This window comes from Chitinophagaceae bacterium (genome assembly GCA_016717285.1).
Classification (GTDB): Bacteria; Bacteroidota; Bacteroidia; order Chitinophagales; family UBA10324; genus JACCZZ01.
Genome location: JADKFU010000004.1, coordinates 841,895 through 858,630 on the forward strand (window position 1 = coordinate 841,895; position 16,736 = coordinate 858,630).

Annotated in this window: 12 protein-coding genes; 4 read left to right on the forward strand and 8 right to left on the reverse strand. The window is 41.3% G+C overall.

The genetic code is table 11. From position 1 onward, the window contains the following. Positions 1-401 precede the first annotated feature (401 nt). Both IPO83_08645 and recO read right to left on the reverse strand, forming a co-directional pair. The gene (locus IPO83_08645; protein MBK9731341.1) at positions 402-1,514 is read right to left on the reverse strand and encodes an MFS transporter; all 1,113 of its coding nucleotides are present in this window, start codon (positions 1,512-1,514) and stop codon (positions 402-404) included. Between the two features lie 644 nt (positions 1,515-2,158). Next, entirely contained in the window at positions 2,159-2,683 is a 525-nt protein-coding gene (recO, locus tag IPO83_08650; GenBank protein MBK9731342.1) for a DNA repair protein RecO, read from the reverse strand. Positions 2,684-2,869: 186 nt separating this feature from the next. On the opposite strand from recO, the gene IPO83_08655 reads away from it, so the two are divergent. Beyond that, a complete protein-coding gene (locus tag IPO83_08655) occupies positions 2,870-5,056 on the forward strand; it encodes a YfhO family protein (GenBank protein MBK9731343.1) in 2,187 nt (728 codons plus the stop codon). 127 nt (positions 5,057-5,183) lie between these two features. After that, on the forward strand, positions 5,184-8,615 hold the full coding sequence (gene mfd / locus IPO83_08660) for a transcription-repair coupling factor (GenBank protein ID MBK9731344.1): 3,432 nt from the start codon (positions 5,184-5,186) through the stop codon (positions 8,613-8,615). A gap of 61 nt (positions 8,616-8,676) precedes the next feature. On the opposite strand, the gene IPO83_08665 is transcribed toward mfd, so the two are convergent. Further along, positions 8,677-9,264, reverse strand: coding sequence for a NifU family protein (locus tag IPO83_08665; GenBank protein ID MBK9731345.1), 588 nt, complete (start codon positions 9,262-9,264; stop codon positions 8,677-8,679). 384 nt (positions 9,265-9,648) lie between these two features. On the opposite strand from IPO83_08665, the gene corA reads away from it, so the two are divergent. Beyond that, complete coding sequence (gene corA, locus IPO83_08670; protein ID MBK9731346.1) at positions 9,649-10,734, forward strand: magnesium/cobalt transporter CorA; 1,086 nt, start codon at positions 9,649-9,651, stop codon at positions 10,732-10,734. Positions 10,735-10,780: 46 nt separating this feature from the next. Here the strand turns inward: corA and IPO83_08675 are convergent, their stop codons facing one another. After that, positions 10,781-11,269 (reverse strand): RecX family transcriptional regulator, encoded by a 489-nt coding sequence (locus tag IPO83_08675; protein MBK9731347.1) that lies wholly within the window; start codon positions 11,267-11,269, stop codon positions 10,781-10,783. A gap of 61 nt (positions 11,270-11,330) precedes the next feature. Here IPO83_08675 and IPO83_08680 point away from each other — a divergent pair, with 61 nt between their 5' ends. Continuing rightward, complete coding sequence (locus IPO83_08680; protein ID MBK9731348.1) at positions 11,331-12,617, forward strand: MFS transporter; 1,287 nt, start codon at positions 11,331-11,333, stop codon at positions 12,615-12,617. A 1,141-nt stretch (positions 12,618-13,758) separates the two neighbouring features. On the opposite strand, the gene IPO83_08685 is transcribed toward IPO83_08680, so the two are convergent. The 4 genes from IPO83_08685 to IPO83_08700 form a co-directional block, all read right to left on the reverse strand. Continuing rightward, entirely contained in the window at positions 13,759-14,457 is a 699-nt protein-coding gene (locus IPO83_08685) for a response regulator transcription factor (protein ID MBK9731349.1), read from the reverse strand. Continuing rightward, positions 14,444-15,739 carry a HAMP domain-containing histidine kinase gene (locus tag IPO83_08690; protein ID MBK9731350.1) on the reverse strand — a complete coding sequence of 432 codons (1,296 nt, stop codon included), beginning with the start codon at positions 15,737-15,739 and terminating at the stop codon, positions 14,444-14,446. The genes IPO83_08685 and IPO83_08690 overlap by 14 nt, the downstream gene beginning before the upstream one ends. Before the next feature lie 92 nt (positions 15,740-15,831). Then, on the reverse strand, positions 15,832-16,221 hold the full coding sequence (locus IPO83_08695) for an arsenate reductase ArsC (protein ID MBK9731351.1): 390 nt from the start codon (positions 16,219-16,221) through the stop codon (positions 15,832-15,834). A gap of 14 nt (positions 16,222-16,235) precedes the next feature. Further along, positions 16,236-16,727, reverse strand: coding sequence for an N-acetyltransferase (locus IPO83_08700; protein ID MBK9731352.1), 492 nt, complete (start codon positions 16,725-16,727; stop codon positions 16,236-16,238). Positions 16,728-16,736 lie beyond the last annotated feature (9 nt).

Genomic DNA, 16,736 nt, shown 5'->3' on the forward strand with positions numbered 1-16,736 from the left:
AAACAGAGGAATGTACCAACGGTAGTATCTAATGAGCAAACGGATGATGTGAGTGAGTTTAATTGCTAAATTATTTAATGGTTTAATTGTTAGGGCGAGGTTGTAGTTCATATTTGCAAATTGGGTTGAATGGTTATATGGCTAAATTGTTAAATGGTTGCAGCGAAGCCGTTTTATTTTAAAATTGTCTAATTGCTTAATTGTTTAATTGTAGCGATGAACGAGGTGAGGGTGGCTTGAACGGTCAGTCAAGATCGTCAAGGTCCAAAGGACTCTTCGAGCAATCCCGCCTTGAATACACTTCGATTTGCAATGCTGTTTGAGGCGGGAGAAGCAATCTCCTGATGAACAAGAGAAATTCAATCAGAACGGGAGGAAAGGGTAACTCATCAGGATCTGGATTATACCATTTCGCTTTGAACTTCAATTCTCTTCAAAAGCAAATACACAACAACCGCGATACTTCCCGCAGCACTTATCAGGAAAGCCACTTCCGGAGAAACGGCATACCAAATTAATCCGGTCAGACTGCTGGCGATAAAAGCACAGATGGAATTCCATCCTGTAAAAAATCCAATGGCTGAAGCGGTTTCAGTTTTTGGAACAAGGTTACTGATGAATGCTTTTGCAACACCTTCAGTTGCCGCAGCATATATTCCGTATAAAAAAAATGCAGTGATGATCAGCGGATAACTTTTTGTAAATGCCATCATCGAATACACAATGCCAAACAATAATAAGCCAATGATGATTACCTGTTTCAATCCTAATTTGTCTGCGAGTCTTCCTATCGGGAAAGCAAACAGTGCATACACGAGGTTGTAAAAAATATAAGCGAGCAGCACTGAAGAATCACTTCCTGAAATTTCCTTTGCGCGTAACAACAGGAAAACATCTGAGCTGTTGATGAGACCGAAAAATAACAAGCCAATCATGAGTTGCCGGAATGCAACAGGAGATTTTTTCCAGTAAAAAAACTTTGCAGCAAATGAACTTCCCGGTTTTGCGGAAATAGTTGCTTTATGTTTTTCCTTAATGATGAATGTGAGCAGCACACTCAAAATTGCCGGCACAAAGGCAATCAGAAAAAGAGTTTTATAATCTTCCGGATGAAAATGCAAATAGATCAATGCGGCAAGCGGACCCAATGCGGCGCCTGTTGTATCCATCGCACGGTGAAAGCCGAAAACAGTGCCTTTGTTTCCTTGTGTCGTTTCATCTGAAAGCAGCGCGTCTCTTGCACCCGTTCGAATACCTTTTCCAAAACGGTCAAGTGTTCGTGCTGAAAAAATCCATGCAGGAAAAGTGAAGAATGATAACATTGGTTTTGAAATCGCGCTCAGCAAATAACCGAGTCGCACAAAGGGCATCCGCTTTCCAACTTCATCCGACAATCTTCCAAAATACATTTTGCTCAATCCTGCAATGGCTTCGGCAAATCCTTCGAGCACACCAATTAATATAGTAGAAAAGCCAATAGATTGTAAAAACACGGGCACTACGGGGTACAGCATTTCGCTGGAGATGTCAGTGAATAAACTGACGAGCGATAAAACGAGGATGGTTCGGGTGATGATGTGCTTCACGTTTCGAAGGTAGCGAAGAAATCCGGGCGGGGACTTTTTGCGATTTCAATGTCGTGATCGTAGGGTTAATTGTTACATGGCTAAATTGCTTAATGGTTGCGGCGAAGCCGGAGAGTGTTTAATTGTTACATAGTTACATTGCTAAATGGTTGCGGTAAAGCCGGAGAGAAAGTTGATCAACCTTTGCTGTCATTGAGACCCCAGGAAAATGACCGGTCCAATCAGCACGTCATTGTCCAAAGGATTCTTCGGGCGATCCCGCCTTGCAAGCATTTTATATGTTTCAGAATTTTTTCTACCGGATTATTCATGTGGAATTGATTTGAATGAAAGTTAACGATTCTTTACCATCAGTTACACCAGAAATTCTCTGTCATATTCATCCCGCCCTAAACACCTCCTCCAACACCCTCAACGACTTCGGCCACGAAAAATTCGGAACATGTAATTGATAATATTGCAGCATCGCTTCTAATAATAACCTGCGCGGTGCGGCAGCGAGCTCAATAGTTGTGTGCTGCATAAAATTGGAAAGATGTTCCGATAAATTAGCATCGAGTGTATTCGGTTGTTCATTTCCGGAAGCAATAAAAAACCCCTTCGCGCAGATTAAAATACGGCGTGCTTTCGCTGTATAATCCATTCGGATGAAAACCCAGATGAACAGAGAGTTCAATCAGAAATTCAATCAAAAATCCGGATGGCACATGCTCCATCTCATCCAGCGATTTTATTTTTTCAAAGATGAAATGAAACAATTGCTCATTGGCTTCTTCTTCATGAATGGATTTGCTCAGCACTTCAATCATAAACAATCCGACCGACCCTTTCACCAACTGAAATGGAATAGATCTGAATACAAAAGCGGACTGCAATTCTTTTATCCGGTGCAGGTTGCGGTATTCACGGTAGTAAACATCCATATCAAGCAGCGATAATGATTGCAACAAACTCGCCTTCATTTTTGATTTGGCTGAACGCACGCCATTAATGATATAGGATTGCAAACCGAACTTCTCCGTATAAATTTTACTCACCACACTTGTTTCGGAAAACTTGATGGTTCTGAATACAATGCCCTGTGTTTTTTGTAGCATGATGTTTTCAAAAGTACGAAGGTGATTCTACTTTCATCATACTTCTTCTTCATGCTCTGAATGGTTTATGATTTAGTTCTTAAATCAAAAATCGTTAACCGGTATTCGTTATTCCAATTAAACCGTCACCTCAGTTATCCATGAAGTAGTATCTTCATAAATTCAATACTCCATCGCAGCATTTTCATGAACATCAAATTATCGCAATCAAGAGCATCAATTATTGCCTGCGTGTTTATTTTCATCCTTCCATTCTTCGTCTACTGGCCCATGTGGCTGCATCCGCAGGCAATGGCTTACGACATGGCGGATTATTTTTTGCCGTACCGGTATTTTATTGGTGAATGTTTGCAACAGTATCAGTTTCCCTGGTGGAATCCTTATTCTGGAATGGGAGTGCCGATGGGTGCTGATCCGCAGAGTGGTGTGTTTTATCCCATCACCTGGCTCACAGGTTATTTTTTGGGGTATGATTTTTTAACCATCAACATTGAATACTTATTTCATTTGGTAATTGCGGGTCTGGGCATGTTTGCATTGTTACGAGGATTGAAGTATCCGGTATTTATTTGTTTGCTGCTCGCCTGGTCGTATCAGTTTAGCGGATTTTTTGTAAACAATGCGCAACATTATTCCTGGGTTATCAGCGCAGCCTGGCTTCCGTTTATTTTTCATTTCTACAGGAAAACATTCTTATCCGGAAATTACACAGATGCCATTAAAACTGCCTTGACACTTTTTATGTTCACCACGGGCGGTTATCCTGCATTCCTCATTATCCTGCTTTACCTTATCGGCAGTCATTATCTTTTTTTTCTTATCAGGAATTTACAACAACAAAACAAGAAACAAATTTTTCAAATGCTACGGTGGAGTGTGACGATGCTTGTCATTTACTTGGTAATTTCTGCGCCGTATATCTTTTCATTCCTGCAAGGCATACCTCTTATGACGCGTGGTGATGCTTTGATAAAAGAACAAACTGCGTTTCGTGCCTTCACACCGCAAAGCGCTGTTACATTTCTGCTACCTTCCGTTCCACTTGGCCGCAACCTGGATTTCGATACCGATATTTCCATGGCCAATGCATACATCGGATTGTTTGCACTTATTTATTTTCTCACTGGAATTATTCTTACCAGGAAAATTTTAATAAGGATTGTTGCTTTTTTATCAATGGTGTTTCTGTTCATCGCTTTTGGTGACGCAATTCCTGTATGGCCTTACCTCTTTGATTACCTTCCATTCTTCGATCACATTCGTTTTCCGGCCGCTTTCAGGTTGTTTGTGATTATCGGATTCATCATTGTAGCTGCAGAAGGATGGAAAGGTGAACAACTACGCGCGTCAAAACTGCCAATCTTTGTTGCATTTGCTTTAATCATGCTTGTAATTGTTTTAAGCGGAGTAGCCTGGTATTACAACAGTAATTTCATTTTACCTTCCTCTTTCTCCACTGCTGCATTCCTTAAATTTTTTGGTGAAAGCAGTACAGCGAATAATATCATACTTCAATCCTTCTTGCAACTTGCATTATTAGTTGCGCTGTTGCTGCTGTTTATTACAAAAAATAAATGGCAAAGCACGTCATGGTATTTTTTTGTAACAACAGTTGTTATTACCGATCTTTTCATTGCTTCAGGAATCAACTTCACAACAATCATGTCCAGTCCGTTTTCCGCGACTGCACTCAATCAAAAAATTGCGCAGTCACCCCATGGATTTCCGCTTTGGAACCCCGCTACAGAACTTGAAACAACCAGCATAGGAAACGGAAGTTTTGCGCCCTCCTATTTCAACAATAATTTATTTACAAAACAATTTTCGCGGGACAATTACTCTCCGTTCGTTTTAAAATTGAGAGGTGAACTGGAACACTCGCCGGAAAAATTCTTGCTTATGGATCATCCTGTCGTTTATCTTGCCAACAAGGTACAATCATTCTCAACCGGTCCATCCGACAGTGCGCATGTAAAACATCGGCAAACGGTGCTCGTACCGGAATCCATTTTTCCTGATAAGTTCAAATCAGCACCAGTAGATTCTCTCGTGTACACTATTCAACTTTCGTCATTTGCCACCAATGAGTTTGCTTTTAATGTCAATACCAATCAACCGGCACTTCTCATTCTGCAACAAACTTTTTATCCTGGTTGGAAAATAAAAGTAGATGGCAGTGCAACGGATATTTTGCTTTCAAATTTCTGTATGATGTCGGTTTTATTGCCGGCCGGTACGCATAAAGTGGAGTTCCATTTTGATACCAGTTTAACAGGTTGGTTATTGTTGATCAGTACCTGTGTATTGTTGTTTTTAAGTGTGTTCCTTTGTTTGATCCGCATGAAATTATTACAACGAGGATTTCGCAAGTAGCAGAGCCGTGCCACTGTTAGAATCACCTATAAAATGAGCAAATATTCAGCATCAAATCGGTGCCACGGTTACACAATTTTTTTAGTTGGCATAAAAATCATTCGCTGCAATGCTTTAATTTCGCCGCGTGAATAAGACGGAATTACTGCAGCAGTTTGTTGCAGATGAGCGGTTGACAAGCATAGCATCAAAGCTGCATCCTTCAACGGTGATCACGCATCCGCCTCCAGGCGGAGCAAAGGATCAGATCTCAAAACCGGAAGGCAAAGGGAAACCTCTGCACATTCATCTCCTGGGGCTTATTGGTGCTTCCTCTTCTATCGTTGCTGGTGCATTTCACCAGTTGCTCAACAGGTCGTTCATTTTTGTGATGAATGATAAGGAAGAGGCGGCCTATTTCCAAAATGATTTACAGCAGTTTATTGAAAAGAAAGAGGTCCTCTTTCTGACGGATGCTTTTAAGAAACCCGGCCATTTCGATGAACTCAACAACAGCAATGTTCAGTTACGAACAGAAGCTTTGAACCGTATCGTGAATTCGCCGGTGAAAAATGAATTGCTGGTTACGTATCCGGAAGCGTTGATGGAGAAAGTGGTAAGCACACAGGCTTTGAAAAGGTCTACGATCCTCATCAAGATGAATGAAAAGCTGGATGAGGATTTTGTAATCGAAATGCTGGTGAGCTACGGTTTTGAGCGTGTTGATTTTGTGTATGAACCCGGGCAGTTTGCCATTCGCGGCGGCATCATTGATATTTTTTCTTTCGGAAATGAATTGCCGTATCGTGTTGAACTCTTTGTGGATGAAGTGGAATCGATCCGTGTCTTCGATCCACTCACACAACTGTCGCAGAAGAGAATTTCACAGGTGACGATTGTCCCGAATATTCAGACCCAATTTTCAAGCACGGAAAAAATTTCTTTCTTCGATTTTATTCCGGAAGAAAGTATCCTCTGGTTCCAGGATGTATCATTCGTGCGTGAACGGATTAAAGCATGTTTTGAAACTGCAGGTGAATTACTTGGACGTTTGAAAGAAACATTGCCGGAAGATGAAGAAGTGATTTTGCAGGCCACGCCGGAAGAATTATTCTCGGATGAAGTTTCCATGATGGAATCGCTTGATAAATTTTCAGTCATCGAATTCGGCAAACAGTTTTTCTTTGAGAAAGATGAATGGTTGCATTTTAACATGGAGCCGCAACCGAGCATCAACAAAAATTTCAACCTGCTGATTGATTACTGGAGAAAATACCGTGATGAACATATTGACATCCTGTTGTTTTCAGACAATGCAAACCAATTCCGGCGACTTGATTCTATTCTGGAAGACCTGAAAGCGAAAGTGATTTATCATCCGTTTTCTTTCGCTATCAAAGAAGGATTTATTGACAGAGAACGAAAGATTGCCTGTTATACTGATCACCAGGTTTTTGACCGCTATCACCGCTATCATCTCAAGCAGGGTTTTTCAAAAAGTAAATCACTCACGGTAAAATTGCTTCGCGAATTACGACCCGGAGATTTCGTAACGCACATTGATCATGGTGTTGGTGTATTCAGCGGATTGGAAAAGATTGAAGTCAACGGACAATTGCAGGAAGCAGTGCGCATGGTTTACCGTGATAATGATTTGTTGTATGTGAACATTCAGTCGTTGCATAAAATCAGCAAGTACATCGGGAAAGACGGAACGCCACCTCGCGTCAACAAGCTTGGCACCGATGCATGGGAGTCGCTGAAGCGGAAAACAAAGTCGAAAGTAAAAGACATTGCCAAAGACCTGATTGAGTTGTACGCGAAGCGAAAAGCAACGAAAGGATTTGCATTCGCCCCTGATTCTTATATGCAAACGGAATTGGAATCGAGCTTTATTTACGAGGACACACCGGATCAGATGAAATCTATCACCGACATCAAGCGCGACATGGAAAAAGATTTTCCGATGGATCGGTTAGTCTGTGGTGATGTGGGATTCGGGAAAACGGAAGTGGCAGTTCGTGCAGCATTTAAAGCGGTTGCTGATGGAAAGCAAGTGGCAGTGTTGGTACCAACTACTATTCTCGCTTTACAACATTATAAAACATTTGGTGAACGGCTGATTGATTTTCCCTGCACGGTAGATTATATCAATCGTTTTAAATCTGCGAAACAGCAGAAGGAAACATTGGTAAATCTCGAAGAAGGAAAAATTGATATCATTATCGGCACATCCGCGTTGATCAGTCAAAGAGTGAAGTTCAAAAATCTGGGCTTGCTGATTATTGATGAAGAACAAAAGTTTGGTGTTGCATCAAAAGAAAAACTCCGTCAACTGAAAGCGAATGTTGACACGCTTACTTTAACAGCAACACCCATTCCGCGCACTTTGCAATTTTCCTTACTGGGAGCACGTGATCTTTCCATCATCAACACTCCACCGCCCAACCGTCAGCCGATTGAAACAGAATTAATGGTGTTTGATCCTGATAAGATTAAAGAAGCGATTGATTTTGAAATCAGTCGTGGCGGCCAGGTCTTTTTCATTCACAACCGCGTGAAAGATATCGGAGAAGTGTCAGCTATGTTAAAAAAGATTTGTCCTGAAACAGATATTGCCGTGGCACATGGTCAATTAGAAGGTCATATCCTCGAAGAAAAAATGATTGACTTCATCGAGCGCCGTTATGATGTTTTGGTGTGCACCAATATAGTGGAATCAGGACTTGACATAGCTAATGCGAATACTATCATCATTAATGATGCGCAGAATTTTGGATTGAGCGATTTGCACCAATTGCGTGGGCGCGTAGGCCGTTCCAATAAAAAGGCGTTTTGTTATCTCGTGACGCCACCACTTTCCACACTTACTTCGGATGCAAGAAAGCGGTTGAAGACCATTGAAGAATTCGCTGATCTCGGAAGTGGCTTTCAGATTTCTATGCGCGACATGGATATTCGTGGTGCAGGAAATTTATTGGGCGGTGAGCAAAGCGGATTCATCGCTGATATCGGATACGATACGTATCACAAGATTCTGGATGAAGCCATTCGTGAGTTGAAGCAGACAGATTTCAAGGAATTATTTGCTGATGAAGTGAAGGCAGAAGAAAAATTTGTGCGTGATTGTACGATTGACTCTGATGCTGAGATGTTATTTCCTGATAGTTATGTTTCCAATATCAATGAGCGCCTTGCATTATATACTGAGCTTGACAATATCGCAGATGAAGAAGGATTGAAAGTCTTCGACCAAAAATTGCGCGACCGGTTTGGACCGATTCCAAAAGAAGTAAAGGAATTATTTGACGGCGTTCGGTTGAGAAAACTCGCGAGGCAATTGGGCTTTGAGCGACTGCAGCAACGCAAAGGAATTTTAAAATGCTATACAGTAGAAAATCCGGAATCGACTTATTACGACTCCGATATTTTTGCCCGTGTAATGGGGTTTGTAATGCGGCATCCTAACCGTTGCAGCATGCGGCAGATGGAAAAAAATATGTTGCTCACCATTCAATCGGTGAGAAATATGCACCAGGCAATGGAGGTGATGGAAAAGATGTTGGAGGAAACAACTTAACAACCATGTCCGCGACTTTCAAGTCGCGAAACGCTTCGACATGAATGTCGAAATACCTGATTTACATCGCTTCCGCCACCACTTCTTCCACTTCCGGCACCATGCGTTTCAGCAATCCTTCAATACCGGCTTTTAAAGTGATCATGGAAGAAGGACAACCACTGCAGGAGCCCTGTAACATCAGCGTTACTTTTCCTTCATGAAATGATTTGAACTGGATAGCACCACCATCCATTTCAACAGCCGGCTTCACATAATTTTCCAGCATCTCTTTGATCTTACTGATCACTGCCGTTTCATCCTGTTGATTTTCAGTTTTGTGCGAAGGCTTGAAATCCTTGACAAGCACTTCTTTCTCTGCTTCGAGATAATTCTTTACAAATTCGCGAAGGGCGGGAATAATTTCTGTCCATTCGGAATCAGGTGTTTTTGTAACCGTAACAAAGTTATTCATGATAAAAACGCCTTTCACAAAGGGGAAACCGAAGAGTTCAGTAGCAAGTGCTGAATCTTTGGCACTGGCTTCATCCGCAAAATCAGCGGAATTGCCGGCAAACAACATTACATCGGTCACAAACTTCATTGTTTCCGGGTTGGGAGTCATTTCGGTATAGACATCCACTATTTTTTTATTCAGGGTAGTTTCCATTTGCAAAAATTTATGAACGGGAAGCAAAGTTAACAAAAAGGGTTGGAGGATGGTTCATTGCGTTGAAAGAGACTTTGGGCAGCGTTGAATGTCCACGTAATGATGGACAATTGTTGCATTGTTTAACTGTTTTATTGCTGCTGCGCATTCATGTTGACTTCAACAATAAAGCAATTAAACAATGCTTGGCAACTACATTTTGCAATGCTTAATTGTTAAACTGTTGCTTCGCATTCAATGTAAACCAACAATTAAACAATTAGACAATTAAGCAATGCCTTAATTCATCCAAACACTCATTAAATTGCCCCATCAAAAAACACCATCACATCCACCACCGCCACAGAATTCTCCTACTTTTACAAAATCATATACACTACTCCCTTGAAAAGGAAACGAAAACATTCCTACCGCAAACCGCAAACACTTAAAAAAAGTCCGGGGCTGGCACCAGGAAAAATTATTTATGTGGGTGATGACCGGACAGACCAGGTAAACATCAGCGTAATTGATTATGACATCGACTTTTTTAATGAAAGTAAGTCGGTGACGGTGGAAGATTGTTACAAATACAGGGATACATCTACCAGCACATGGATTAATGTGGGCGGCATTCACCATACTGACATCATTGAAAAAGTGGGAAAATATTTTGGGATCAACACGTTGGTGCTCGAAGATGTGGTGAATACCAACTCACGTCCAAAAATCGATGACTTTAAAGAGTATGCATTCATTGTATTAAAGATGCTCACCTATGATACAGATAAGCACAATCTGAATATCGAACAGGTGAGTTTAGTGTTGGGGAAGAATTTTGTGATTTCTTTCCAGGAGAATGAAGGCGATATTTTTAATAGCATCCGACTTAGGCTGCGGGATGCTGATTCGCGGATCCGTAAATATGGTTCTGATTACCTGGCCTATTGCCTGATGGATAAAATTGTGGATGAATATTTCATTATCATCGAATCGATGGGTACTGAACTGGAGGATATGGAAGAAGAGGTTTCGGGCGATCCGACAAGAGAATTTTTGCGTCGTTACAATGAATTGAAACAAAATGGAATTTATCTCCGCAAATCAGTATGGCCTTTGCGAGAAGTAATCAATTACATGTTACGCGGCGATATGCAGTTGATTAAAACGGAAGTGCTTCCTTACTTCCGTGATCTGTACGATCACACCATACAGGTAATTGACACCACTGAAACTTACCGCGATCTTTTTTCAGATATCATGGATCTCTATCTCAGCACCTTGAGTCTGAAGATGAATGAAGTGATGAAAGTGCTCACCATCATTTCCACCATCTTTATTCCACTCACATTTATTGTTGGTATTTACGGCATGAACTTCAAAGTAATGCCCGAACTTGACTGGCAGTATGGCTACTATACTGTGTTGGCTGTGATGGCTGTGATTGCTGCTTTTATGATTTATTATTTTAAACGAAAGAAGTGGTTTTAGGAAGAGTCGTTAGTCGAAAGTCGTTAGTACCTATTTGACCAACTCACTACTCACTACTCACTACTTTCTTTACCGCTTCCCACACCATCTCCGGTTCATAACCCCTGCGAATCAGGTGAGCGGAAAGTTTTTGTTGCCGGGCATAGGCCGTTCCACCTTTGATTAATGCTGCTTTCTTTTTGAGCTCCTGAAGAAATCTTTTCTGATAATCACCTGCCTCAATTTCTTTCATAGCTTTATTAATACAATAGTCAGATACTCCTTTTTGCTTTAGCTCCTGGTTTATTTTATTTCTTCCCCATCCTTTCATCCTGAATTTACCACGTGCATAGGCGAGTGCAAATCGCTCTTCATTCAGAAAATTTTCTTCTATCAGCTTCACCAGTATGTTCTCAAGATCATTGCCCCTTTGTCCTAACTGCACCAGTTTGAAGCGCACTTCCAGTTGACTACGTTCCTGGTAAGCACAGTATTTCCGCAGGCGTTCCATCGCCTGCATCGGTGTGAGCATTTTTTTTCCGGGTACGGTTTCCATTTTGATAGTTTCGCAAAGTTAAACAGCATTTCAGAGTTCAAAACAGAAATGCTGATAGCTAATGGAGCAATCAAACAGGAAAGCGCTCAATCTTTTATTTGTTGCCAATTCGATTTCCGGAGTGGCCCAGGGCATCAGCATGATTGCCATTCCCTGGTATTTTACCAGCATTCTCGGCAAGCCATCTTTATTCAGCACCAGCTTTGTTTTCATTAACCTGTTCATGATTTTCTGGAGTTTGTATGCCGGTACACTCATTGATAAATACAATCGTAAAATACTTTCATTAGGTGTTTCTGTTTTCGGTGCCTTCATCCTGCTTGCTGCCGCAGTGATTGGTTTTGTGTATGGAAGTGTTCCTGTACCGGTTGTGATATTGGTATTTGGAGCAACTTTCCTGATCTACAATATTCATTATCCTAATCTATATGCGTTGGCTCAGGAAATAACACCTGCAGCTCAGTACGGAAAAGTAACTTCCCAGATTGAAATTGTGGGTCAGCTTACCAGTATGATGGCAGGAGCTTTTGCCGCGTTGTTGCTGGCCGGATCGAAAGATGGTATTGTGAATGTGCTCGGATTTCGTTTGCCACTCGGCTTTCAATTCCGGCCATGGCAACTGCAACAGATTTTTATGATGGATGGCATTACATATGTAATTTCATTCTTCATTATTTATTTCCTTCGTTACCGGCCTGCAGCTGCGAGACATGAGGAAACAGGCAATGCGTGGGAGCGTTTGAAAACAGGTTTCATTTTTTTGAAAAAAAACCCTGTCATCTTCACGTTTGGCAATGCAGCGCTTGCCATCTTTCTTACAGTAATTGTTTCAAGTTATGTGATGAATCCTGCTTACGTGGTGAGCCACCTGAAAGCAGATGCGGGAGTATATGGTGCCTCTGAAATGTATTTTGCCATCGGTGCAGTTTTCGCAGGAATAATGATCCGGAAGATTTTTCGCAAATCATCAGAGGTTTCTGCAATATTGATGATGACGGTTGTGACTGCCGTGATCTATTTCCTGAGTATGATCAATCGTAATTTCTTTGTGTTTTATCTTTTTAACCTCGTGTACGGATTGTGCAATGCAGGCACACGGATCATGCGGATCACTTTTATGTTTCATTATGTTCCAAACCAGGTAATTGGCCGTGCAGGAAGTGTGTTCTCCACCATCAATATTATTTTGAGAATGATATTCTCGGCGGTTTTTGCGCTTACATTTTTTGAAGGAGAAAATATCATCTATACCTATTTCGTGTTCGGATTGGTGTTGCTTGTGGCAATTTACTTTCTGTTAAGAGACCGGAAAAAACTTGTGCAACTTTCTACGGGCATGAAAATTTGAAGTCAGTTGCCACGGAGGCACGGAAATGCACGGAGAAAAAGGGGTATTTAGATTTTGAAGTGAGTTTTTTTCCTGAAATGAAATTCTCGTGTTATTTCAATTCGTCGTAATAAGAAATGCAGAAAAGGGTTGCCACGGAGGCACGGAAATGCACGGAGAAAAAGGGGGATTTAGATTTTGAAGTGAGTTTTTTTCCTGAAATGAAATTCTCGTGTTATTTCAATTCGTCGTAATAAGAAATTCAGAAAATGGTTGCCACGGAGGCACGGAAAGGCACGGAGAAAAAGGGGTATTTAGATTTTGAAGTGGGTTTTTTTCCTGAAATGAAATTTTTGTGTTCTTTCAGATCTTCGTGATAAGAAATTCAGAAAATGGTTGCCACGGAGGCACGGAAATGCACGGAGAAAAAGGGGGATTTAGATTTTGACGGCAGTCTTTTTCTTGAAATGAATTTTTGTGTTCTTTCAGATCTTCGTGATAAGAAATTCAGAAGATGGATGCCACGGAGGCACGGAAATGCACGGAGAAAAAGGGGGATTTAGATTTTGACGGCAGTCTTTTTCTTGAAATGAAATTTTGTGTTCTTTCAGATCTTCGTAATAAGAAATTCAGAAGATGGATGCCACGGAGGCACGGAAATGCACGGAGAAAAAGGGGGATTTAGATTTTGACGGCAGTCTTTTTCTTGAAATGAATTTTTGTGTTCTTTCAGATCTTCGTGATAAGAAATTCAGAAAATGGATGCCACGGAGGCACGGAAAGGCACGGAGAAAAAGGGTATTTAGATTTTTGACGGAAGCTTTTTTTTGAAATGAAATTTTAGAGTTCTTTCAATTCTTCGTGATAAGAAATTCAGAAGATGGTTGCCACGGAGGCACGGAAAGGCACGGAGAAAAAGGGGTATTTAATTTTTGACGGAAGCCTTTTTCCTGAAATGAATTTTTTGTGTTCTTTCAGATCTTCGTGATAAGAAATTCAGAAGATGGATGCCACGGAGGCGCGGAAAGGCACGGAGAAAAAGAGGTGTTCATCTTTGTAGCATTCCCATCGAAATCAAAATGACTCCTGAATGGGTTGCATGGTTACAGTAATGAATTTTGGATTGAATTCATCTGTTGTAAGAGCGAGGTATAACGCATCTCTATTTCACCACCAGCTTAAATCCTACACTGTGAATATTATCAATGGAAACTTTTGAATCGTCTTTTAAATTTTTCCTTAGACGGGAAATAAATACATCGAGACTTCTGCCCAAAAAATAATCATCGGATCCCCAGATTTGTTTGAGCAGATTTTCACGCGGGACTAATTCATTCTGATGAAGTGCCAGGAAGCGAAGCACTTCAGCTTCACGAAGTGTGAGCGTGCTTTCATTACCATTGATCTTAAGAGTAAGATTTGCAAAATCGAATGTGTACTTGCCTATTGTGAAGAATTGCTGGGTACTATCGGTTGCAACAAACACTTTGCTTCGCTTTAGAAAAACCTCAATCTTAAACAGTAACTCATCAATGCTGAATGGCTTCGTGATATAGTCATCACCACCTACTTTAAATCCTGCAATTTTATCTTCCAGCATCGACTTGGCAGTTACAAAAATGATGGGTACCTGTTTGTCTTTTTCACGGATTTTTTCCGCAAGCATAATACCATCCATTTTTGGCAGCATCACATCGAGCAGGCAGAGGTCAAACTTTTCCTTCATAAATAATTCGAAGCAGGAAACACCGTCGGTGCAGTGTTGCACTGAATAGCCTTTGTTCTCCAGGTTGTCCTTGGTAACATAGGCGAGATTCATATCATCTTCTACCAGCATGATGGTAGCTTTAGTTGTTGCCATTTGCAGTTTCTTGTTTTAAATAAGGAATTGTGATGATGAAGTTACTTCCTTTATTTTTTTCACTCTCCACTTTTATTTTCCATTTGTGGGCAGTTACCACGAGTTTAAGATAATGCAAGCCGAGGCCGAACCCTTTTACGTTGTGAATATTCCCGGTAGGAACGCGGTAAAATTTATCAAATATTTTTTTACGGTGCTCTTCAGTGATGCCAATGCCATTGTCCTGAACTGACAAACAAAGCTGGTCACCTTCAGTCCACGTGTGCATCTCGATGTCAGGCACTTGCTCAGTATATTTGATGGCATTATCTACGAGGCTATATAATATGTTGATGAGATGGACACGGTCGGCCATGATACGGTGTTGCCTTGCATCCAGGCGGAGGCGCAGTTTTCCACTCAGTTCATCTGTCCTAATGCTGAGGTTGGGCAGCAATTCGCGGATCAATGTGTGCAGATCTGTTTCTTCTTCATGCAATTCGATTTTGTCACTTTCCATTTTTGCAATCTGTAACAGCCTGTCAACCTGATTGCCTAAGCGGCTGGTTTCATTCTTGATAATATTCACATAGTTGTGCAATCTTTCCGGTTTTTGGATAATATCAGGATTGCCAAGTGTTTCCGCAGAAATGGTAATGGTGGAGATGGGTGTTTTGAATTCATGTGCTATGTTGTTCACAAAATCTTTTTGCATTTCCACCAGCCGGAATTGCCGCAGAATAATAAAAATAGTGTAGACAAAAAAGCAAGTCACTACCAACAATATGAAAGAGGAAAAGATCCATATGGTCATCTTTACACCAATATATGTGGCACGTGTTGGAAAGTAAATAACGACATAGTAGGTGCCATTTGTAAATGACGGAAGGTCTGTGCTGACAGCATACAGGCTTTTTTGATCCTTCAGATCCACCGCTCTGCTGAATACTTCTTTGTCTGTTTCCGCCTCGTGAATATGATAATTGAAATCAACATCCAGGCTGGGATAGGAGAGTTCTGTACGGAGGTAATATTCGAGTACGTTGCAATCGACTTTGTCATTTACGGCTAACTGAAAGGTGCGATCCGAAATTTTTCGTACTACTTCAAGGGTGATGATTGAATTGGTGGAAGAAACATCGAGGTGTTCAGCCACCCGGCGCAGGGAGAGTATTACGTTGTTGTCGAAATTGTCGCCCTTTGCATTCATGGCTTTTTGTAGCCAGAAGAGCTGAGTAATGAGCGCGCCTGTAATGGAAATAAGTCCGAGCAATAGAAAGATACGGATGGGGGAGCGTTTCATACCATGTCAAAAGTATTACATCGGAATTTCATTTCGATGAAAGGTTTTAAACGTGTATATTATTATTTACAGATGGACAGATCGCGTATGAGTTATAATTGTTGCAGCAGTGCCTTCACCTTTTGTTCAACCAGGTTCCTGATATTTCTGAAGTCTTCCGGTTCCATATTTTTCGGATCCGGGATATCCCAGTCTGCTTTATATTTTGCATTCACCAGCGGACATTCATCGCCGCAGCCCATAGTGATGGCGTATTCATATTCCAGATCAGGAATTGATTTCAAAGATTTTGAATGTTGAACGGTAAGGTCGTAACCAATTTCATTCATGGACAATATAGCTTTCGGATTGATAGTACCAGATGGTTTCGATCCTGCGCTGAATGCATGCACAATATTTTCACCGTGAATTTTTGCAAAAGCTTCCGCCATCTGGCTGCGGTTTGAATTTTCAACACAAACAAAAAGGATGTTTTTTTTCATGGCCCGTTAGTTTATCAATCAATTCCTGTTATCCTGCTTCTTCTTTCCAGCAATAGTGTATCGCGCCAGCGGTCATTCATCTTCCCTACTTTTTCACGATATCCTACCAGGCGGAATCCCAAAGAATTGTGTAGCTGAATACTCGCCGTATTCTCCGGAAAAATGCCTGCCTGCAATGTCCAGATATGCTGCAATTCACTTTCAGTAATCATTTTTTGTAATAGCATTTTGCCAATCCCTTTTCCTCGTGCTGCGGTATGAACATATACACTCACTTCAGCCACTCCTGCGTAAACACATCGTCCGGATACAGGTGTTAGCGCGGCCCATCCGGCAACGGTTTGATGTTCGGTGGCGACAAACCGGCAATGCTGCAAATGAGCGTTGTTCCAATCTTCCCAGGCAGGAGCTGCTGTTTCAAAAGTTGCGTGACCGGTGGCAATGCCCTGCACATAAATTTCTTTAACAGCAGGATAATGTTGTTCCGTTAATAACTCAATCATCATTGCTTAAAA

Excerpts from the sequence above, each read along its gene's own strand:
- IPO83_08645 (MBK9731341.1), bottom strand. The coding sequence starts at position 1,514 with ATGCTGTACCCCGTAGTGCCCGTGTTTTTACAATCTATTGGCTTTTCT.
- recO (MBK9731342.1), bottom strand. The coding sequence starts at position 2,683 with ATGCTACAAAAAACACAGGGCATTGTATTCAGAACCATCAAGTTTTCC.
- IPO83_08655 (MBK9731343.1), top strand. The coding sequence starts at position 2,870 with ATGAACATCAAATTATCGCAATCAAGAGCATCAATTATTGCCTGCGTG.
- IPO83_08665 (MBK9731345.1), bottom strand. The coding sequence starts at position 9,264 with ATGGAAACTACCCTGAATAAAAAAATAGTGGATGTCTATACCGAAATG.
- IPO83_08675 (MBK9731347.1), bottom strand. The coding sequence starts at position 11,269 with ATGGAAACCGTACCCGGAAAAAAAATGCTCACACCGATGCAGGCGATG.
- IPO83_08680 (MBK9731348.1), top strand. The coding sequence starts at position 11,331 with ATGGAGCAATCAAACAGGAAAGCGCTCAATCTTTTATTTGTTGCCAAT.
- IPO83_08685 (MBK9731349.1), bottom strand. The coding sequence starts at position 14,457 with ATGGCAACAACTAAAGCTACCATCATGCTGGTAGAAGATGATATGAAT.
- IPO83_08690 (MBK9731350.1), bottom strand. The coding sequence starts at position 15,739 with ATGAAACGCTCCCCCATCCGTATCTTTCTATTGCTCGGACTTATTTCC.
- IPO83_08695 (MBK9731351.1), bottom strand. The coding sequence starts at position 16,221 with ATGAAAAAAAACATCCTTTTTGTTTGTGTTGAAAATTCAAACCGCAGC.
- IPO83_08700 (MBK9731352.1), bottom strand. The coding sequence starts at position 16,727 with ATGATGATTGAGTTATTAACGGAACAACATTATCCTGCTGTTAAAGAA.